Raw genomic sequence first — 20,313 nt, forward strand, 5'->3', positions numbered from 1 at the left:
AAGGAAAGGCCCTGGAGATACCCCACAGCCCCGAAAAAGGGCCAGTCAGAGTCTTAACTGACTGGCATTACAACCCAGGTTGCCGTTTTTAGTGTTTGCTCCCTCTCCCACAGGGAGAGGGCTGGGGTGAGGGCATCAGGCCTCACCCTTTTTCATGCCATTACGCTTCCTGCTTTACCAGTTCAGCTTCAGCTTCAGCTTCCCGCGCACCTTCGTTCTGCGAGAGCATCGCCGTCGCAATCCCGTTCCCCAGCACGTTAATCGCGGAACGCCCCATATCCAGGAAGTGGTCGATCCCCATCAGCAGCAGGATCCCCGCCACCGGAATGTTAAAGCTTGGGATCGTCGCGGCCAGCACCACCAGCGAAGAACGCGGCACGCCCGCAATGCCTTTCGACGCCAGCATCAGGGTTAACATCAGCACCGTCACCTCAGAGAAGCTCAGGTGAATGTTGTACGCCTGCGCAATAAACATCGAGGCGAACGAGCAGTACACCATTGACCCCACGAGGTTGAAGGAGTAGCCAATCGGCAGAACGAAAGAGGCGATATTGCGCGAGCAGCCAAAGCGCTCCAGCTGCTCCAGCGTTTTAGGGTAGGCCGCTTCAGAACTGCTGGTGGTGAATGCGACCAGCACCGGATCTTTCAGCATGCTGACCAGGCGAAACACCTCTTTTTTCAGTACCATGTAACCCACGGCCAGCAGCACCATGCAGGTGAGAAGAATGGCAACGTAGTAGCCGCCAATAAAGGAGGCGTAGTTCAACAGGATGCCCAGACCCTGCGTGGCAATGACGGAGGAGATCGCCGCGAAGATGGCCAGTGGCGCAACGTACATCACGTAACCCGTTACCTTTAGCATGATATGGGAAACCACATCCAGTGCGGCCACCAGCGGCGCGTTGAATTTCTGCCCCAGCGACGCGCCGCCGATGCCGAAGAACATCGAGAACACTACAATCTGCAGGATCTCATTGTTCGACATCGCCCCCGCGATGCTGGTGGGAATGGTGTGAGACAGGAACGCCTTCAGCGTCATCCCGCCCACGGCCAGACCGGTATCCACCGCCTCGGTTGGAATAGTCAGGTTCAAGCCGCTTCCCGGACGCTCAAGCGTGACGATAAACAGTCCGACCAGAATAGAAAGCACGGATGAACTGATGAACCATACCATCGCTTTGCCGCCCACCCGGCCTATGGTGGAGGTTTCTCCCAGCTTCATAATGCCTACGGTCAGCGTGCTGAAGACCAGCGGCGCAATAACCATTTTGATCAGACGGAGGAAAATATCGGTCAGAAGGGTAATATTATCCGACCAGGCTTTGATGGCATCCGCAGATGCGTACTCGTGAATTGCCGCCCCTGAAAGAATACCCGCCAGCATGAATATCACGATGAAGAGTGTAAGTTTGTTTGCACTTGCCACGAAAAAAGACCCTCTATGCGCTATCAGATGTCGCCCGCGCCGATACATATAAATTTTTTAATACTGCGCGGGAAAATATTCGGCACATAAATTGACGCAAAGCGTAGGGGGTTACAACAAGTTTTTAAGTTTTATTGATTTTGTTGTTGGTGGCATAACGATATATTGTGATGGTGATCACACTATAAGGGATATATTCTCTTCTGAAAAAATAAAAATGCGGCCAAAATAATTTTAATTCATTGTTATTTATAAGAATATTAAGTCAATAGGACACAAGGATTATGCGTTTTGGGGCGGGTGGTGGAAGCGATATCCGTAAACTAAATTCTCATTAACCCCTCTCAGAGGAACCTTAAGCGGGGCTAACATCTTGAACAGCATAAATAAAATGTGGCAAGGGAACGCGTTTGACTTCCGGAGGGTGGAAAATGAAAAGAAAACGCCTTTTAATCTGCGCTGGCGCGTTACTGGCGGCGACAACGGTACATCCTGCGCTGGCCGTGACCAGCAGCGGCACCATCGGTGCGACGCTGACCCTCACAAACGGGTGTCTGATTAACGGATCGCCCACGCAAAACGGTATTAACTTCGGGACACTCGATTTTGGTACCCATCCCGCCACGTTTTCCACGCTGACCACCCAGCTCACCGGCGCCAGCGGCGGGAATACGTTCACCATTCAGTGCACCACCGCCAGCTATACGGTGGCGATCACCGGCAACACTAACTCCACCGCACCCGGTACCGTGGTCGGCACGCCGGGCACGCCTGCGCGCTATCTGATCAATACCGCCAATGCGGCGCAGGGCGTGGCTTACAGTCTGTACAGCGACAGCGGATTTAACAACGTCATCGCCAACAACGCGGCGCTGCCGGTCGCGTCGACGGCGGGCGGGGTCAACAGCTACACCCTTTACGGGCGCATCACCGGCGGCGGTAACAGCGTGACGGTGGTGCCGGGCACTTATACCGACACGATCAACGTCAGCGTCACCTACTAGCTCCAGCCATGAAGGCCTCCTTTTTAAGTCTGCGCGCTTGCGCAGAGGGGATCGTGCAGCCTTTTTTTGCGCTGGCGCTGGGGCTGACCCTGGTTTCCGGGGCCGGCGCTGTGACGTCGCAGTCGTTTAAGGTGAGCGCGACCGTCGTGCCGGGATGTTCTGTCAAGACGGGGACCGGCGGGATCTTCGGGACGCTGGATTTTGGAACCCATACCGGCGTGGAGAGTGCCCCGGTCAGCACCAGCTTTGTGCCCAACGGGGCGCTGTCCATCGCCTGCACGCCGGGCGTGGCGCTGAGCATGAGCATCAACGGCGGGCAAAACTACGCCTCGGTGCGCCGCATGACGCGTTCAGGCGGCACCGACGTGGTGGGCTACCGGCTTTACAGCAGCAGTTCACTGGCGGCGAACAGTGAGATTGGGGTCAACCAGGCCATCCCGGTGACCTACACCAACAGCAACAATATTGCACTACCACTTTTTGGCGTAGCGCTGCTGACGGGATTTAGCCCGGCAGGCACCTATTCCGATCAGCTCACCGTGACCTTGTCATGGTGAAAAAGGGAGAACATTCGATGAAGCCACTATTCAGGCATTGGTACCTGGTGAGTATGTTGGGCGTGACCGCCATGGCGGCAGGACAGGCGCAGGCGGCGGCGACCATTCTGTTATGGCCCATCGATCCGTGGCTGTCGGCCGACAGCAAAGCGACTGAATTGTGGATCCAGAATCAGGGAAACAGTGCCACAACGATGCAGGTGCGCATTGTGCGCTGGAAGCAGGAGGGGGGCTTTGAGCGCTATACCGCCCAGCAGGACGTGGTCGCCAGCCCGCCCATCGTCACCATCGGCAAAGGCAGTAAACAGCTGATCCGCCTGATCAAACAGGGTACGGTTCCGATGGGCGTTGAACAAGCCTATCGCATTATCGTGGATGAAATTCCCCAGCCGGACGCGAAGGCCGACCCCGCCATCGGCCTTAAACTGCAGATGCGCTATTCCATACCGCTGTTCGTTTACGGACAGGGGATCCCGACAATAAAAGAGGGGGCGCATCATGCCCTCGTGGATACCCGTAACCTAAGCTGGCGCGTCACGCAGGTGGCGGGCCAGCCTGCCATTGAAGTGCGCAATCAGGGCGATGTTCACGTCAGGCTCAGCCAGGTGGCGCTGGAGCAGGGGGGACAAAAGCGCATGATTGCGGATGGCCTGTTGGGCTATGTGCTGCCGGGCAGCACCCGCAGCTGGCCGATTCCGGCCGGGATCCGCCAGCCCAGCCAGATCAGCGCGCAGATTAATGCCAGGGATGCACAATGGCAGTCGACGCCCGTCAACTGAAGCCCGCAATGATGATCCTGCTTTGCGTGAGTACCAGTACCTGGGCCGAACCGGGTGATGACAGCTTACCGCCGCCGCCGCAAGCGCAGGCGATAAACGGGGAGGCGGTTTTCCAGCTCGCCCTGGTACTGAACCACTACGACACCGGGCTGGTGGTTCCCGTGACGCAACGCGACGGCGCTTACTATATCTCCAGCGCCGATTTGCTGCGCGCCGGGCTTCCGCCTGAACATGTGCCCAACGGCGACGTCAATCTCAGCACGCTTCCGGCGGTGCGGGTGGAGTACGACAGTCCCGCCCAGCGTCTGCTGCTGACCGTGCCCCGTGAGTGGATAACCTCCCGCGTCACCCCGTTTGGCGGCCAGCCGACGCAGAGTAAGCCTCACTATGGCAGAGGCGCGCTGCTCAATTACGATTTTTATACCAACCATACCGAGCACGTCGGCGGGCAGGCCTCGCTCTGGCATGAATTCCGCTACTTCAATGAAAACGGTTCATTCTCCTCCACCGGCTACGCCCGCGAAAATTTCACCGGCAACGACGGTCAGCAGGAGGGCTATGTCCGCTATGACACCACCCTTCTGGTGACCAACGAGGAGGACGCCACCACCTGGACCGCCGGGGATGTCATCAGCGATGCCCTGAGCTGGAGCAGCAGCGTCCGCATGGGCGGGATCAGCTATGGGCGTGATTTCTCCCTGCGTCCGGACCTGGTGACCTGGCCGCTGCCGGAATTTTCAGGTGAAGCGGCGGTGCCGACCTCGGTCGACCTCTTCATTAACGGCTACCGCTCCGGGTCCACGCAGCTGCAGCCCGGACCGTTCACCCTGACGAACCTGCCCTACATTAACGGCGCCGGGGATGCGGTGCTGGTCACCACCGATGCGCTGGGGCGCCAGGTGAGTACCACGCTGCCGTTTTACGTCACCAGCGATCTGCTGAAAGAAGGGCTTAGCGACGGGGCCGTTACCCTGGGGAGCCTGCGGCGCAACTACGGCATTAAGAATTTTGACTACGGCCCGGCGGCGGGGAGCGGATCGTATCGCTACGGCCTGACGGACTGGCTGACGCTGGAGGGGCACGCCGAAGGCGCGGAGGAACTGGCGCTCGCCGGTGCGGGGACGGTGGTCAAGCTGGGGCGTTTTGGCGTGGTGAATACCTCGTACAGCCAGAGCCGGATGCGCGGAGATGACGGCGGGCAAATCAACTGGGGCTACCAGTACAGCACCAGCGAGTTCAGCCTCGCCACCCAGCATACCCGCCGCGATCGCGGCTTTGGTAACCTGGCCCTGTATGACCAGCCGACGGTGTACGACGAAAATGACCGCCCCATCGCCAGCTTTAGCCGCAATACCGATCAATATTCCCTGACCTTCAACCTGGGGGAATACGGCAACATCGGGGCGGCCTGGATCGGCGTGGAGAGCTTTGACAGCCAGAAAACCGAGCTGCTTAACCTCTCCTGGAGCCGAAATCTGTGGGGCTCCAGCAGCATTTACCTCGCCGCCAGCCGGGACCAGCAGCGGGGCGACTGGACGGTCGCGATGTCATTCCAGGTGCCGCTGGGCGAACGCGACAGCGCGGCGCTCACCGTGGAAAATACCCCGGATGCAGGCAGCACGCAGCGTATCAACTACAACCACTCGATGCCCTCCGACGGCGGCTTCAGCTGGAATATGGCGTGGGCGAACCAGTCGCGATCGAATAACTACCAGCAGGGAACGGTGGGCTGGCGCAATAACAATATCGAGCTGCAGGGGGGCGGGTACGGCGAGAAGGGCATGATGACCTGGTGGAGCGAAGCGATGGGCTCCCTGGTGCTGATGGACGGCGAACTGTTTGCGGCAAACAAAATCAACGATGCGTTTGTGGTCATCAGCACCGATGGCCAGCCGGATGTCCCCGTCAGCTATGAAAACCAGCCGGTTGGTAAAACCAACCGCAACGGGTATCTGCTGGTGAGCGGCGTCTCGGCCTATTACCCGGCAAGCTACAGTATTAATACCCTGAACCTGCCTGCCGACACCCGGCTGAAAGAGACCGAGCGGCGGGTGGCGATCCGCCGCCACAGCGGTTATCTGGTGGATTTCCCGATGGAACAGGAGCGGGTAGCGAGCGTCATCCTGCACGACGCGCAGGGGGAGGCCATTCCGGTGGGAAGCCAGGTTCGACGCGCCTCGCGCAGCAATGCGGTGGTGGGATATGACGGGATTGCCTGGCTGGAAAACCTCAGCGACGTCAATCTGCTCGACGTCACGACGCCGACAGGCAAACGCTGCAGGGCAACGCTGACCATCGGCGCGAACCCGGACCACAGGCTGCAAACCTACGGCCCGCTGGTCTGCCGGGAGGGGCCATGAAGCGCTGGGTGATGTTGCTCCTGCTGCTGCTCTCCGGCGGCAGCTGGGCGGCCTGTACCGTCAGCACGGTCAATGCGTCGTTCGGCAGCGTCACGTCGTTTGCGCTGAGCGGCTCCGGGGAGGTGGAGACCACCGGCACGCTGGTGGTGGCGTGTGATGCGATACTCAACCTGCTGACGAACGACTCGGTGACGCTGAACTACACCGCAGCAACGATATCGGCCAACAGTCGTGCGACCCTGAAACGCACCGATAATGCCGCCATCACGGACGTGATCCCCACCCGGCTGTGTGGACTTTCGGGTTGCGCGAGCAGCAGTGAGGTACAGATAAGTAAATCGTATACCTGGAGCGGAAATACCTTGCTGGGATTGCTCGGGTCAAAGCAGTACAACATTCCGCTCTATTTCCGCACCGTCGCCGGACAAAACGTCTCTGCCGGGCCGTATCAGGTGCAGTTAACCTTCAGCGTTAACTACAGCGTCTGTTCCGTGGGGGCGCTCGGTATTTGCACCATCAATCAAACGGGAACCGCGACGACCAGTATTCTGCTTAACCTGACCGTCACCAACGACTGCAGCGCCATGACCACGCCGGACGTCAACTTTAGCAGTGCGCCGCTGGTGCAAAATTTCCCCACGGTCTCGCAGGCGATTGCCGTCACCTGTACCAAAGGCAGTACCTATACCATCGGGATTAACAATGGTGCCAACGCGCTGAATAACGTGCGCCGGATGGTGAGCGGCAGTAACTACCTGAGTTATGACATCTATAAAGAAGCCACGACTAACCGCTGGGGCAGCAGCGGCAGCGAACGCTGGACCAGCGCGACCTCCTCGCTGGTCAGCGCCGACGGCCTGCTGCGTACCTATAACTACACCGCCAAAGTCCTGACGAATCAGGCCACGCCACCCGCCGGTACCTACACCGATACGCTGATTGTTGACGTCGCGTTTTAACCCCGCGCTTTTCCCTTTCGCAAATGTAAAGTTCCTGTGGCCTGTGCCGATAACACCGTTAATAAATCTATGAGAAGGTGTTGTATGTTGAACCGTATCCGCGTTGTCACAATGCTCATGATGGTGCTGGTCATTTTCGCACTACTTCAGCTTATCTCCGGCGGGCTTTTTTTCTCGTCGTTAAAACAGAACCAGGACAGCTTCGCCGCCTCAAACGATCTCCGCCTGCAGCAGAGTGAGCTCACCTCAACGTGGGATCTGATGCTGCAAACGCGTATCAACCTGAGCCGCTCGTCCGCGCGCATGATGATGGATCCGAACAATCAGCAGAGCAGCGCGAAGACCGATCTGCTAAAAAATGCCCGGGCCACGCTGGCCGACGCGGCTAAACATTACGCCGCCTTCAGGCAGATCGCACCGCAGCCTGCTATGGCGCAGGTGAGCCAGAACATTGATGAAAAATACAGCGCCTACTATGCCGGGCTGACGGAGCTGATCCAGTTCCTGGAGAGCGGCAACATGGATGCCTACTTCGCACAGCCGACGCAGGGGATGCAAAACGCACTCGGCGCGGCGCTGGGGGAATACGCGAAGGCCAGCGGCGATCTGTATCACTCGGCCTTTACTGAAAGCCAGAATGACTACCGCTTTGCGAAATGGCAGATGGCGGTATTGGCCCTGGCGCTGGTCATTGTGCTGTTTGCTGTGTGGTACGGCATTCGCCACATCCTGCTGAACCCACTCGGCCGCGTGATTGCCCATATTCGCGAGATTGCCTCTGGCGATCTGACCAAAACGCTGACCGTTTCCGGACGTAACGAGATCACCGAGCTGGCCAACAGCGTCGACCACATGCAGCGTTCATTGATCGAGACCGTCGCCAACGTGCGTAACGGATCCGAGGCGATCTATACCGGCACCAGCGAAATCGCGATGGGGAATAACGATCTCTCATCTCGTACCGAGCAGCAGGCGTCGGCGCTGGAAGAGACGGCCGCCAGCATGGAGCAGCTCACCGCAACCGTGAAGCAGAACGCCGATAACGCCCGCCAGGCGTCTCAGCTGGCGGAAAGCGCCTCCGAAACCGCGCAGCGCGGCGGTCGCGTGGTGGATGGCGTGGTGAAAACCATGCACGAAATCGCCGACAGCTCGAAGAAAATCGCCGACATCATCAGCGTCATCGACGGCATTGCCTTCCAGACCAACATTCTGGCGCTGAACGCCGCCGTGGAAGCGGCGCGTGCGGGCGAACAGGGTCGCGGGTTTGCGGTGGTGGCCGGAGAAGTGCGCAACCTTGCCAGCCGCAGCGCCAACGCGGCAAAAGAGATTAAATCCCTGATTGAAGACTCCGTCTCCCGCGTGGATACCGGCTCCGTGCTGGTGGAGAGTGCCGGGGAGACCATGAATGACATCGTGAATGCCGTCACCCGCGTGACGGACATCATGGGTGAAATCGCCTCTGCGTCCGATGAGCAGAGTCGTGGTATCGACCAGGTTGCCCTGGCGGTATCGGAAATGGACCGCGTGACACAGCAAAACGCCGCCCTGGTGCAGGAGTCCGCTGCGGCGGCCGCTGCGCTGGAAGACCAGGCGAGCCGTCTGAAGATGGCCGTCTCGGCGTTTCGTCTCGCTTCACTCGCTGGAAATACGGTCACTGCGCAAGCTACGTACCGCGCGCCAGCCGCCGACACGGCGGTCACCCGCACGCGTGCTGCAACGACCGGACAAGATGAAAACTGGGAAACATTTTGACTGACAATTAAACCGCGGCTGCTTGCCGCTTGATGGGAGCGTGGATGTTAAATCGTATTCGTATCTCGACCACACTGTTTTTGATTCTGATCCTTTGCGGTGTGTTGCAGGTTGGCAGTAACGGGTTGTCTTTTTGGGCGTTTCGCGATGGCTATCAGAATTTGCAGGACGTTGAGGCGAGTAATCAGCAGCGCTCCGCACTGGCACAAACGCGTGCCGTGCTGTTGCAGGCAAGCACTGCGCTGAACAAGGCAGGAACCTTAACCGCGCTCAGCTATCCGCCGGATGACATTAAGGCGCTGATGGCCACCGCGCGCGACAGCCTGAAGCAGGCTGACGCACAGTTTAAGGCCTTTACGGCACAGGCCACCGGCAGCGAGAAAGAGAAAGCGCTGAAGGCCGCCATGAAGACCCACTTTGAACAGTGGTACAGCGATCTCGACCATCAGGCGACGTGGCTTGAGAACAACCAGCTGTCGGACTTTATGACCGCACCGGTTCAGGCCTCGCAGGCCGCGTTTGACGGCAGCTTTAACGCGTGGCAGCAGGATATTAACCAGTCTGTTGAGCGTGCCGGTGAACAGAGCCGTCAAAGCTATCACATGTCGGGCGTCATCTTTGCCGTGGTGGTGATTCTTGCAGGCTTGCTGACCGGCGCCGCGCTGCTCTGGTCGCGCAGAATGATTGTGCAGCCGCTGGCGATTATCAGCAGCCACTTCGACAGTATTGCGAAGGGAGATCTGGCGCGTCCGGTGGCGGTGTTTGGCAAAAACGAAATTTCGGCGATCTTTGCCAGCCTGAAGGCCATGCAGGGGTCGCTACGGGAAACGGTATCCGACGTGCGTCAGGGCAGTTACGCCATGCATACGGGGATCTCAGAGATTGCGGCGGGGAATAACGATCTCTCGTCCCGCACCGAGCAGCAGGCGGCGTCGCTGGCGCAGACGGCGGCCAGTATGGAACAGCTGACCGCGACGGTAAGCCAGAACGCCGATAACGCGCGCCAGGCGTCTGACCTGTCAAAACAGGCGGCGCTGACGGCGAAGAGAGGGGGCGATCAGGCCTCTCACGTGGCAAGCACCATGCAGGAGATTGCCGCCAGCTCGCAGAAGATCGGCGACATCATCAGCGTGATTGACGGTATTGCGTTTCAGACCAACATCCTGGCGCTGAACGCCGCCGTGGAAGCGGCGCGCGCCGGCGAGCAGGGACGTGGGTTTGCGGTGGTGGCAGGTGAAGTGCGAAACCTGGCGAGCCGCAGCGCCAACGCGGCGAAAGAGATTAAGTCCCTCATTGAAGAGTCGGTCTCTCGCGTCCAGCAGGGGTCTGCCCTGGTGGATACGGCGGCGCATACCATGCACGAGATCGTCACCTCGGTGACGCGGGTTAACGACATCATGGGCGAAATTGCCTCGGCGTCGGACGAACAGCGTCGCGGGATAGAGCAGGTGGCTCAGGCCGTTAGCCAGATGGATCAGGTGACGCAACAGAATGCCTCGTTAGTTGAGGAAGCGGCAGCGGCAACCGATCAGCTGGCCAGCCAGGCGGATCGTCTCACCGGGCTGGTCGCGGTATTTAATGTGAAAGAGCACGTTGAAGCAGTAACAGAAGTCGGGCGGTCGCAGGCCGTGCCAGTTGTATCCTGAATGTAATTAAGAAGGCGCTATGACATCACCAATGCCCCCTGGGCAAACGTCATTATTGTTGCAGATGACACAGCGCCTCGCGCTGTCCGACGCGCATTTTCGTCGGATATGTCAGTTAATCTACCAGCGTGCGGGGATCGTGCTTGCGGATCATAAGCGGGACATGGTCTACAACCGACTGGTGCGGCGCTTGCGTACGCTGGGGCTGGATGATTTTGGCCGCTATCTGAGCATGCTCGAAGCGAACCAGAACAGCGCGGAGTGGCAGGCTTTTATTAACTCACTCACGACCAACCTGACGGCCTTTTTCCGTGAAGCCCACCACTTTCCGGTTCTGGCCGAGCACGCGCGCCGTCGCACCGGGGAGTATCGCGTATGGAGTGCGGCCGCCTCAACGGGCGAAGAGCCGTACTCGCTGGCGATCACCCTTGCAGACACGCTGGGCATGGCGCCGGGACGCTGGAAAGTCTACGCCAGCGATATCGACACCGAGGTGCTGGAGAAAGCGCGCAACGGCGTGTATCGCCAGGACGAGCTGAAAACGCTGTCGCCGCAGCAGCTGCAGCGTTACTTCATGCGCGGTACGGGGCCGCATGAAGGCCTGGTTCGCGTACGCCAGGAGCTGGCGAACTGCGTCGAATTCGCGCCTGTTAACCTGCTCGATAAGCAGTACAACGTGCCGGGGCCTTTCGACGCCATTTTTTGCCGTAACGTCATGATCTATTTTGATAAAACGACGCAACAGGACATTCTGCGTCGGTTTGTTCCGTTGCTCAAGCCTGACGGTTTACTGTTTGCCGGGCATTCGGAAAACTTCAGCAACCTCGCGCGTGAGTTTAGCCTGCGTGGGCAAACGGTATATGCGCTGAGTAAGGAAAAAGCATGAGTAAAATCAGGGTATTGTCTGTCGATGATTCAGCGCTGATGCGTCAGATCATGACTGAAATCATCAATAGCCACAGCGACATGGAGATGGTGGCCACTGCGCCGGATCCGCTGGTAGCGCGGGATTTAATTAAAAAATATAACCCCGACGTGCTAACGCTGGATGTCGAGATGCCGCGCATGGATGGCATAGATTTCCTTGAGAAATTGATGCGCCTGCGTCCCATGCCGGTGGTGATGGTCTCCTCCCTGACCGGGAAAGGATCGGAAATCACTCTGCGCGCGCTGGAGCTGGGGGCGGTGGATTTTGTCACCAAACCGCAGCTCGGCATTCGCGAGGGGATGCTGGCGTACAGCGAGATGATCGCCGAGAAAATTCGCACCGCCTCGCGCGCGAAGCTCGCGGCCCACAAGCCGATGGCCGCGCCGGCAACCCTGAAGGCCGGACCGTTACTCAGCTCGGAAAAACTGCTGGTTATTGGGGCGTCAACCGGAGGAACAGAGGCAATTCGCCATGTACTCCAGCCATTGCCGCTTTCAAGTCCGGGTATTCTGATCACGCAGCATATGCCGCCTGGCTTTACCCGCTCCTTCGCCGAACGTCTGAACAAGCTGTGCCAGATCAGCGTGAAAGAGGCGGAAGACGGCGAGCGCGTGCTGCCGGGACATGCCTATATCGCGCCGGGGGACAAGCATATGGAGCTGGCGCGCAGCGGCGCTAACTATCAAATCAAAATTCATGACGGACCGCCGGTTAACCGGCACCGTCCGTCGGTGGATGTGCTGTTTCATTCGGTGGCAAAACATGCGGGGCGCAACGCCGTTGGGGTGATCCTGACGGGGATGGGCAACGACGGTGCCGCCGGAATGCTTGCAATGCACCAGGCTGGCGCCTGGACGATTGCGCAGAATGAAGCAAGTTGTGTGGTGTTCGGCATGCCGCGCGAGGCCATCAATATGGGTGGCGTGAGCGAAGTGGTCGATCTTAGCCAGGTAAGCCAGCAGATGCTGGCGAAAATCAGTGCCGGACAGGCAATACGTATTTGACTCAGGAGTATTATTTTATGGCGGATAAAGAGCTTAAGTTTTTGGTTGTGGATGACTTTTCCACCATGCGTCGCATTGTGCGCAACCTGCTGAAAGAGCTGGGCTTCAACAACGTTGAAGAAGCAGAAGACGGCGTGGATGCGCTGAACAAACTGCAGGCTGGCGGGTTTGGTTTTGTCATCTCCGACTGGAACATGCCGAATATGGACGGTCTGGAGCTACTGAAAACCATTCGTGCGGACGCGGGCATGGCGTCTATGCCGGTGCTGATGGTCACTGCAGAAGCGAAAAAAGAGAACATCATTGCCGCTGCACAGGCGGGCGCAAGCGGCTACGTGGTGAAGCCATTCACCGCAGCGACCCTGGAAGAGAAGCTCGGTAAGATCTTCGAGAAACTCGGCATGTGAGGTGTTGGTGATGATGCAACCTGCAATGAAACCCGTTGAAGAACACTCGCCGAGCGACATCATCGTCCGCATCGGCAGCCTGACGCGCATGCTGCGTGACAGCCTGCGTGAACTGGGGCTGGATCAGGCCATTGCCGAAGCGGCGGAAGCGATCCCGGACGCCCGCGACCGTCTGGACTACGTTGTGCAGATGACCGCCCAGGCGGCTGAACGCGCGCTGAACAGCGTTGAAGCGTCGCAGCCGCATCAGGACGCGATGGAAAAGGGCGCGAAAGCCCTGACCCAACGCTGGGATGAGTGGTTTGAGAACCCCATCGAGCTGGCGGATGCCCGAGAGCTGGTGACCGACACCCGTCAGTTCCTGGGGGATGTGCCGGGCCACACCAGCTTCACCAACGCCCAGCTGCTGGACATTATGATGGCGCAGGATTTCCAGGATCTGACCGGTCAGGTGATCAAGCGCATGATGGATGTGATTCAGGAGATTGAGCGCCAGCTGCTGATGGTGCTGCTGGAGAACATCCCGGAACCGGCCGCCCGTCCAAAACGCGAGAACGAAAGCCTGCTCAATGGTCCGCAGCTCGACGCCAGCAAGGCGGGCGTCGTGGCAAGCCAGGATCAGGTGGACGACCTGCTGGACAGCCTCGGCTTCTGATTGTCCATTTCGCCTCAGGGGGTTACGCCGCCTGAGGCGGTTTACGACAAAATCACCGAAAAGAGCCCGAATAAACGGGCTTTTCCCGCCATTGGATTTCCGCTGCGCTGGCATGATACCCGTGACGTAATGGGCTGAGCATGCACTGTGGCAGAAGAGAACGACGACAAAACGGAAGCCCCCACACCCCACCGACTAGAAAAGGCGCGTGAGGAAGGGCAGATCCCCCGATCCCGAGAATTGACCTCCCTGCTGATCCTTATCGTAGGCGTGTGCATTATCTGGTGGGGCGGGGAGTCGCTCGCCCGCAAGCTGGCGGGGATGCTCTCCACCGGCTTACGTTTTGACCACAGCATGGTCAACGACCCGAATCTGATCCTCAGCCAGATTATCCAGCTGATTAAAGGGGCCATGGTTGCGCTGCTGCCCCTCATTACCGGGGTGGTGCTGGTGGCGCTGGTCTCCCCGGTGATGCTGGGCGGGCTGGTCTTTAGCGGAAAATCGCTGCAACCTAAATTTTCAAAACTGAACCCGCTGCAGGGCATTGCGAAAATGTTCTCGGCGCAGACCGGGGCCGAGCTGCTCAAGGCTATTCTCAAATCGGTGCTGATGGGCAGTTCCGCAGGGTTTTTCCTCTGGTACCACTGGCCCGAAATGATGCGCCTTATCAGCGAGTCGCCCCTTACCGCGATGAGCAATGCGCTGAACCTTGTCGGGCTTTGCGCGCTGCTGGTGGTGCTCAGCATTATTCCGATGGTGGGTTTTGACGTTATCTTCCAGCTCTATTCCCACTTCAAGAAGCTGCGAATGTCACGTCAGGACATCCGCGACGAATATAAGCAGATGGAAGGTGACCCGCACGTGAAGGGGCGTATCCGGCAGATGCAGCGTGCCGCCGCCCGTCGCCGCATGATGGAAGACGTGCCGAAAGCGGACGTCATCGTTACCAACCCGACGCACTATTCCGTGGCGCTGCGCTATGACGAAAACAAAATGAGTGCGCCGAAAGTGGTGGCAAAAGGAGCGGGGCTGATTGCATTGCGCATCAGGGAAATTGGTACCGAAAACCGCGTGCCGATCCTGGAAGCGCCTCCGCTGGCGCGAGCCCTTTACCGCCACGCGGATATCGGACAACAGATCCCTGGACAGCTCTACGCCGCGGTGGCGGAAGTGCTGGCCTGGGTATGGCAGTTGAAGCGCTGGCGTCTGGCCGGCGGTCAACGGCCTGTCAAACCTGAGAACCTTCCGGTGCCTGCCGCGCTGGATTTTATGAACGAGAAGGACACTGATGGCTAATCTGGTGGCAATGTTGCGCCTGCCCGGCAACCTGAAATCGACTCAATGGCAGATCCTTGCCGGGCCGATCCTCATCCTGTTAATTCTGTCGATGATGGTACTGCCGCTCCCGGCGTTCATCCTCGATCTGCTTTTCACCTTCAATATTGCGCTGTCCATTATGGTGCTGCTTGTGGCGATGTTCACCCAGCGCACGCTGGAGTTCGCCGCGTTCCCGACCATTCTGCTGTTTACCACCCTGCTGCGACTGGCGCTGAACGTGGCCTCCACGCGTATCATCCTGATGGAAGGCCACACCGGGGCGGCAGCGGCGGGTAAGGTGGTCGAGGCCTTCGGTCACTTCCTGGTGGGCGGGAACTTCGCTATCGGGATCGTGGTGTTCGTCATCCTCGTTATCATCAACTTTATGGTTATCACCAAGGGTGCGGGGCGTATTGCGGAAGTGGGCGCGCGCTTTGTGCTCGACGGGATGCCGGGCAAGCAGATGGCGATCGACGCCGACCTGAACGCCGGGCTTATCGCTGAAGATGAAGCCAAAAAACGCCGTGCGGAAGTGACCCAGGAAGCGGACTTCTACGGCTCCATGGACGGTGCGAGTAAGTTTGTGCGCGGGGATGCCATCGCGGGCATCCTGATCATGGTGATTAACGTGGTCGGCGGCCTGCTGGTGGGGGTATTGCAGCACGGGATGGACATGGGACACGCGGCGGAAAGCTATACGCTGCTGACCATCGGTGACGGTCTGGTCGCGCAGATCCCGGCGCTGGTTATCTCCACGGCGGCGGGCGTTATCGTGACCCGCGTCAGTACCGATCAGGACGTTGGCGAGCAGATGGTGGGCCAGCTCTTCAGCAACCCGCGCGTTATGCTGCTGGCGGCTGCGGTGCTCGGGCTGCTCGGCCTGGTGCCGGGGATGCCAAACCTCGTGTTCCTGCTGTTTACGGCGGGGCTGCTGGGGCTGGCCTGGTGGATGCGTGGCCGTGAGACCAGGCCGGCTGCGGATCCGGTTCCGGTGAAAATGCCGGAGAACACCCAGGCCGTCGAAGCAACCTGGAACGACGTTCAGCTGGAAGATTCCCTGGGAATGGAAGTGGGGTATCGCCTGATCCCGATGGTGGATTTCCAGCAGGATGGCGAGCTGCTCGGCCGCATCCGCAGCATCCGTAAAAAATTCGCCCAGGACATGGGCTTCCTGCCGCCGGTGGTGCATATCAAGGACAATATGGACCTGCCGCCTGCGCGCTATCGTATTCTGATGAAGGGTGTTGAAATTGGCAGCGGCGATGCTTACCCGGGACGCTGGCTGGCGATTAACCCTGGCACTGCAGCTGGCACGCTGCCGGGCGAGCAGACCGTCGATCCGGCCTTTGGCCTGGCGGCAATCTGGATTGAAAGCGCGCTGAAAGAGCAGGCGCAAATTCAGGGTTATACGGTTGTCGAAGCCAGTACCGTGGTGGCAACCCACCTTAATCACCTGATTGGGCAATTCTCGGCCGAGCTGTTTGGCCGTCAGGAAGCGCAGCAGCTTCTCGATCGCGTGACGCAGGAGATGCCGAAGCTGACGGAAGACCTGGTGCCGGGCGTGCTGACGTTAACTACGCTGCACAAGGTGCTGCAAAACCTGCTTGAGGAAAAAGTGCCGATCCGCGATATGCGTACCATCCTGGAAACCCTTGCCGAGCATGCGCCGCTGCAGAGCGATCCGCACGAGCTGACAGCGGTGGTGCGCGTGGCGCTGGGGCGTGCGATCACCCAGCAGTGGTTCCCCGGAACCGGCGAAGTCCAGGTGATTGGCCTCGATACGCCGCTTGAACGCCTGCTGCTGCAGGCCCTGCAGGGCGGCGGCGGCCTCGAGCCTGGCCTGGCGGATCGCCTGCTGGAGCAAACTCAGGAGGCGCTGGCGCGTCAGGAGATGCTGGGCGCGCCGCCGGTGCTGCTGGTCAACCACGCGCTGCGTCCGCTGCTGTCGCGCTTCCTGCGCCGCAGCCTGAATCAGCTTGTTGTGCTGTCGAATCTGGAACTGTCGGATAACCGCCATATCCGCATGACGGCAACGATTGGAGGAAAATAATGAAATGGCTATGGATTTTGCTCTTCCCGCTGGTGGCTCAGGCTGCCGGGGAAGGGACCTGGCAGGCAAGCAGCATGGGCGTGACCCTCAGCAACCGGGGTGTCGCCATGTCTTCTAATCCGCTGTCGCCCTCTGAAACGGTTTCTGGTCAGATGGGGATGGTGGTGTGGAACTACAGGCTGATTGGCCCAACGCCAGCCGGACTGCGGGTGCGCCTCTGCTCACAGACCCGCTGCACGGAAATCGACGGCGAAAATGGCACAACGCAGGCGTTCAACGGCGTGCCGGCCATTGAACCTTTACGTTTTATCTGGGAAGTGCCGGGCGGAGGACGTTTGATCCCGGCGCTGAAGGTGCAGAGCAATTCTGTCATCGTCAACTACCGCTAGCTGCCTGCCTTTGTCACCAGCCATCAGTCAATTCTGATGGCTGTCTCGCAAAATTGACCTCACCTTTTGATGCAACAGAAACGCTGTTTTATAAATTAGTGACACGCGTGACGCGACTCTTTGCATTTTTGCCATTTACCCTGCCCGTGATGGCAGAAACAGAAAGGTATCAGGACGTCGTTGCATTTACTGTAGCCGTGTAAAAACTCCCCGATGAGCCTTACTTGCAGGGAGTCTCCCAAATTTGCTTAGGGTTGACGGCAATGAAAACACGTAAAATTGGACTCGCAAATTATCTTGCTTACGGGGCAGGCGATTTTCTCGGGGCTGGTACGACCGCTCTGACGGCGGCCTGGCTTTTGTATTTTTATACCACCTTCTGTGGACTCACACCGATTGAAGCAACCTTCATCTTTGCCGCTGCGAGGGTGCTGGATGCTGTTGTCAGCCCGTTAATGGGCTTTTTGACGGATAACTTCGGTACGACCTGGCCTGGAAAGCGCTTTGGTCGCCGTAAGTTCTTTATCCTGCTAGGCATTCCGTGCGTGTTCAGCTACTCGTTGATGTGGGTAGGGGACATGAATTTCTGGTACTACCTGCTGACCTATCTGGTGTTTGATATTGTCTACACCATGATTCTGGTGCCTTACGAGACGCTGGTGCCGGAAATGACCGACGACTTCAAACAGAAAACCAAGTTCTCCGGGGCGCGTATTTCTATGGCGCAGATGTCAGCGATTCTGGCCTCCTTCCTGCCGGGGATCCTGCTCACCCACTTCGGTAAAGACAACGCCATCTCATTCTTTTACGCAAGCCTGGTTTTCTCCGTGCTGTGCGCCCTGATGCTGACCTTTGTCTGGTTCTTTACCTGGGAGCGCCCGCGTGAGGAGTGGTCTGAAGCGGCGCTGCGTGCCGAAGAAGAGAAGAAGAAACTGACGCTGGGGCAAAGCATCAATCGTCTGTTTGTCGAATTAAGCTCTACGCTGCGCATCAAGATTTTCCGCCAGCATCTTGGCATGTACCTCGGCGGCTACATCGCACAGGACGTATTTAACGCAGTCTTCACCTACTACGTGGTGTTTGTGCTGATGCAGGAAGCGTCAATGGCGTCCAACCTGCTGGGCACGATGGCTATCTTCCAGTTCCTCGCCGTGATCGGGATGATCCCGCTGTGTATTCGCTTCGGACCTGCGCCGTCCTACCGCATGGTGGTGGTGCTGTTTGGCCTGGCGTCTCTCTCTTACGCCATGCTCTATTACGCCGGTCTGAGCGACGTCTACGCTCTGCTGTTGCTGATCTCTGCGGTGGCTGGGCTGGGTCGCGGCGGTATTAACTACGTGCCATGGAATACCTATACCTACATTGCTGACGTGGATGAAGCGATCACCGGCCAGCGCCGGGAAGGGATTTTCGCTGGCATCATGACCCTGACCCGTAAGGCGTCACAGGCCGGTGCGGTGATGCTGGTAGGCATCGTGATGCAAATGTCCGGCTTTGTCAGCGGTCAGAAGGTACAGCCTGCGGAAGTGAGCCACACCATTCTGCTGATCCTGAGCGTGGGCACCATCCTGGTGCTGTTCTGCGGTTTCCTCGTTTCCCTGCGCTTCAGGCTTAATTTGCAGACCCACAGCACGCTGCGCGAGGAGACCGCGAAAATGCGTGAGTGTGGTCATGCGATGCCGGAGTCAGCGACGCCACACGCCCGCGCCACCGTCGAGATGCTGGCCGGTATGCCTTATGAGTCACTGTGGGGCAATAACAACATCGGTTATCTGAATCGCAATAAGCCAGCTGCATCTTCGCTGAAGGATCGCGCGGTACTCAATTCGACATACAACAGAGGTTAAGATGATGAAAGTTTGGCCTGTCAAACATAGCCCGCTATTGCGTCAGCCAGAGCGCTTTATCGCCCGGGACGAGCTGAAATCACTGATTCAAAAAGTGACGCACAACCTGGTCAATATCCACGACAAAACGGGTGAATTTTTGCTGCGGCTGGACGACGGGCGCGTGATCGACACCAAAGGCTGGGCCGGATGGGAGTGGACGCACGGCGTCGGCCTGTATGGCATCTGGCAGTACTACTGCCAGACCGGTGACGAAGGGATGCGCAACATTATCGACAGCTGGTTTGCCGACCGCTTTGCGGAAGGCGCCACCACCAAAAACGTCAATACGATGTCGCCGTTTCTGACGCTGGCCTATCGCTACGAAGAGAGCAAAAACCCGGCCTGGCTGCCGTGGCTGGAAAGCTGGGCGGAGTGGGCGATGACTGAAATGCCACGCACCGAACACGGCGGCATGCAGCACATCACGCTGGCGGAAGAGAATCATCAACAGATGTGGGACGACACGCTGATGATGACGGTGCTGCCGCTGGCGAAAATCGGCAGGCTGCTGAATAAGCCGGAGTACGTAGAGGAGGCGATTTATCAGTTCCTGCTCCACGTGCAGAACCTGATGGACCGGGAGACCGGGCTGTGGTTCCACGGCTGGAGCTACGACGGCAACCATAACTTTGCCCGGGCCCGCTGGGCGCGCGGCAACAGCTGGCTCACCATCGTGATCCCCGACTTCCTCGAACTGGTTGATCTGCCTGAAAACAACGCCGTGCGCCGTTATCTGGTGCAGGTGCTGAATGCGCAGATCGCCGCGCTGGCAAAATGTCAGGACGAAAGCGGGTTGTGGCATACGCTGCTGGACGATCCTGATTCTTATCTGGAGGCGTCGGCCACGGCAGGGTTTGCCTACGGAATTCTGAAGGCCGTGCGCAAGCGTTATGTCGGCGCAGAGTACGCTGAGGTGGCGGAGAAAGCGATTCGCGGTATTGTGCAAAATATCTCGCCGGAAGGGGAGCTGCTGCAAACCTCGTTCGGGACGGGAATGGGCAGCGATCTCGATTTTTATCGTCAAATACCGCTGACGTCGATGCCGTATGGCCAGGCAATGGCGATTCTGTGCCTGACGGAGTATTTACGCAAATATTTCTGACGGCTGCTTAATAATTTCATTACTGCAAAGCCCCTCCTTAAAGGGGCTTTTTTTATAATAACGGCGGGTAAATATAATACGCCATAAAT

17 protein-coding genes are annotated in these 20,313 nt (G+C 58.5%); 16 read left to right on the forward strand and 1 reads right to left on the reverse strand.

What is annotated here, in order from left to right; all coding sequences use genetic code 11:
* Positions 1-160: 160 nt before the first annotated feature.
* Entirely contained in the window at positions 161-1,426 is a 1,266-nt protein-coding gene (locus IM303_RS15815) for a dicarboxylate/amino acid:cation symporter (RefSeq protein WP_063942288.1), read from the reverse strand.
* 431 nt (positions 1,427-1,857) lie between these two features.
* Between IM303_RS15815 and IM303_RS15820 the strand changes: the two genes are divergently transcribed.
* From IM303_RS15820 to IM303_RS15895, 16 genes are all read left to right on the forward strand, one after another.
* Positions 1,858-2,430, forward strand: a complete 573-nt coding sequence (locus IM303_RS15820; RefSeq protein ID WP_028013650.1) for a spore coat protein U domain-containing protein — start codon at positions 1,858-1,860, stop codon at positions 2,428-2,430.
* 8 nt (positions 2,431-2,438) lie between these two features.
* Positions 2,439-2,987: a spore coat U domain-containing protein gene (locus IM303_RS15825; RefSeq protein ID WP_193360077.1), complete on the forward strand. Its 549-nt coding sequence runs from the start codon at positions 2,439-2,441 to the stop codon at positions 2,985-2,987.
* Between the two features lie 17 nt (positions 2,988-3,004).
* A complete protein-coding gene (locus IM303_RS15830) occupies positions 3,005-3,766 on the forward strand; it encodes a molecular chaperone (RefSeq protein WP_045260435.1) in 762 nt (253 codons plus the stop codon).
* Positions 3,742-6,126, forward strand: a complete 2,385-nt coding sequence (locus tag IM303_RS15835; protein WP_045260326.1) for a fimbria/pilus outer membrane usher protein — start codon at positions 3,742-3,744, stop codon at positions 6,124-6,126. The genes IM303_RS15830 and IM303_RS15835 overlap by 25 nt, the downstream gene beginning before the upstream one ends.
* Positions 6,123-7,085: a spore coat U domain-containing protein gene (locus IM303_RS15840; RefSeq protein ID WP_045260325.1), complete on the forward strand. Its 963-nt coding sequence runs from the start codon at positions 6,123-6,125 to the stop codon at positions 7,083-7,085. The genes IM303_RS15835 and IM303_RS15840 overlap by 4 nt, the downstream gene beginning before the upstream one ends.
* 84 nt (positions 7,086-7,169) lie before the next feature.
* Positions 7,170-8,837 (forward strand): methyl-accepting chemotaxis protein II, encoded by a 1,668-nt coding sequence (gene tar, locus IM303_RS15845; protein ID WP_047367823.1) that lies wholly within the window; start codon positions 7,170-7,172, stop codon positions 8,835-8,837.
* A 44-nt stretch (positions 8,838-8,881) separates the two neighbouring features.
* Entirely contained in the window at positions 8,882-10,483 is a 1,602-nt protein-coding gene (tap, locus tag IM303_RS15850; RefSeq protein ID WP_193360078.1) for a methyl-accepting chemotaxis protein IV, read from the forward strand.
* Positions 10,484-10,502: 19 nt separating this feature from the next.
* Positions 10,503-11,369 (forward strand): protein-glutamate O-methyltransferase CheR, encoded by an 867-nt coding sequence (cheR, locus tag IM303_RS15855; protein WP_014884342.1) that lies wholly within the window; start codon positions 10,503-10,505, stop codon positions 11,367-11,369.
* On the forward strand, positions 11,366-12,415 hold the full coding sequence (locus tag IM303_RS15860) for a chemotaxis response regulator protein-glutamate methylesterase (protein ID WP_014884341.1): 1,050 nt from the start codon (positions 11,366-11,368) through the stop codon (positions 12,413-12,415). The genes cheR and IM303_RS15860 overlap by 4 nt, the downstream gene beginning before the upstream one ends.
* Before the next feature lie 17 nt (positions 12,416-12,432).
* Positions 12,433-12,822, forward strand: coding sequence for a chemotaxis response regulator CheY (gene cheY, locus IM303_RS15865; protein ID WP_008500431.1), 390 nt, complete (start codon positions 12,433-12,435; stop codon positions 12,820-12,822).
* Between the two features lie 10 nt (positions 12,823-12,832).
* Positions 12,833-13,477 (forward strand): protein phosphatase CheZ, encoded by a 645-nt coding sequence (gene cheZ, locus IM303_RS15870; protein WP_028013643.1) that lies wholly within the window; start codon positions 12,833-12,835, stop codon positions 13,475-13,477.
* A 147-nt stretch (positions 13,478-13,624) separates the two neighbouring features.
* Positions 13,625-14,773 carry a flagellar biosynthesis protein FlhB gene (flhB, locus tag IM303_RS15875; RefSeq protein ID WP_028013642.1) on the forward strand — a complete coding sequence of 383 codons (1,149 nt, stop codon included), beginning with the start codon at positions 13,625-13,627 and terminating at the stop codon, positions 14,771-14,773.
* A complete protein-coding gene (gene flhA / locus IM303_RS15880; RefSeq protein WP_028013641.1) occupies positions 14,766-16,844 on the forward strand; it encodes a flagellar biosynthesis protein FlhA in 2,079 nt (692 codons plus the stop codon). Before flhB ends, flhA begins: the two co-directional genes overlap by 8 nt.
* Positions 16,841-17,233, forward strand: a complete 393-nt coding sequence (locus IM303_RS15885) for a flagellar protein FlhE (protein ID WP_059358204.1) — start codon at positions 16,841-16,843, stop codon at positions 17,231-17,233. The genes flhA and IM303_RS15885 overlap by 4 nt, the downstream gene beginning before the upstream one ends.
* 263 nt (positions 17,234-17,496) lie before the next feature.
* Positions 17,497-19,080 (forward strand): MFS transporter, encoded by a 1,584-nt coding sequence (locus IM303_RS15890; RefSeq protein ID WP_045631221.1) that lies wholly within the window; start codon positions 17,497-17,499, stop codon positions 19,078-19,080.
* Positions 19,081-19,084: 4 nt separating this feature from the next.
* The gene (locus IM303_RS15895; protein ID WP_192971794.1) at positions 19,085-20,224 is read left to right on the forward strand and encodes a glycoside hydrolase family 105 protein; all 1,140 of its coding nucleotides are present in this window, start codon (positions 19,085-19,087) and stop codon (positions 20,222-20,224) included.
* Positions 20,225-20,313 lie beyond the last annotated feature (89 nt).

The organism is Enterobacter cloacae complex sp. P38RS, from assembly GCF_014930775.1.
In the GTDB taxonomy this organism is placed as follows: domain Bacteria; phylum Pseudomonadota; class Gammaproteobacteria; order Enterobacterales; family Enterobacteriaceae; genus Enterobacter; species Enterobacter bugandensis.

Excerpts from the sequence above, each read along its gene's own strand:
- cheY (WP_008500431.1), top strand. The coding sequence starts at position 12,433 with ATGGCGGATAAAGAGCTTAAGTTTTTGGTTGTGGATGACTTTTCCACC.
- IM303_RS15835 (WP_045260326.1), top strand. The coding sequence starts at position 3,742 with ATGGCAGTCGACGCCCGTCAACTGAAGCCCGCAATGATGATCCTGCTT.
- IM303_RS15840 (WP_045260325.1), top strand. The coding sequence starts at position 6,123 with ATGAAGCGCTGGGTGATGTTGCTCCTGCTGCTGCTCTCCGGCGGCAGC.
- IM303_RS15820 (WP_028013650.1), top strand. The coding sequence starts at position 1,858 with ATGAAAAGAAAACGCCTTTTAATCTGCGCTGGCGCGTTACTGGCGGCG.
- tap (WP_193360078.1), top strand. The coding sequence starts at position 8,882 with ATGTTAAATCGTATTCGTATCTCGACCACACTGTTTTTGATTCTGATC.
- flhA (WP_028013641.1), top strand. The coding sequence starts at position 14,766 with ATGGCTAATCTGGTGGCAATGTTGCGCCTGCCCGGCAACCTGAAATCG.
- tar (WP_047367823.1), top strand. The coding sequence starts at position 7,170 with ATGTTGAACCGTATCCGCGTTGTCACAATGCTCATGATGGTGCTGGTC.
- cheR (WP_014884342.1), top strand. The coding sequence starts at position 10,503 with ATGACATCACCAATGCCCCCTGGGCAAACGTCATTATTGTTGCAGATG.
- IM303_RS15830 (WP_045260435.1), top strand. The coding sequence starts at position 3,005 with ATGAAGCCACTATTCAGGCATTGGTACCTGGTGAGTATGTTGGGCGTG.
- IM303_RS15890 (WP_045631221.1), top strand. The coding sequence starts at position 17,497 with ATGAAAACACGTAAAATTGGACTCGCAAATTATCTTGCTTACGGGGCA.
- IM303_RS15895 (WP_192971794.1), top strand. The coding sequence starts at position 19,085 with ATGAAAGTTTGGCCTGTCAAACATAGCCCGCTATTGCGTCAGCCAGAG.
- IM303_RS15825 (WP_193360077.1), top strand. The coding sequence starts at position 2,439 with ATGAAGGCCTCCTTTTTAAGTCTGCGCGCTTGCGCAGAGGGGATCGTG.
- cheZ (WP_028013643.1), top strand. The coding sequence starts at position 12,833 with ATGATGCAACCTGCAATGAAACCCGTTGAAGAACACTCGCCGAGCGAC.
- IM303_RS15860 (WP_014884341.1), top strand. The coding sequence starts at position 11,366 with ATGAGTAAAATCAGGGTATTGTCTGTCGATGATTCAGCGCTGATGCGT.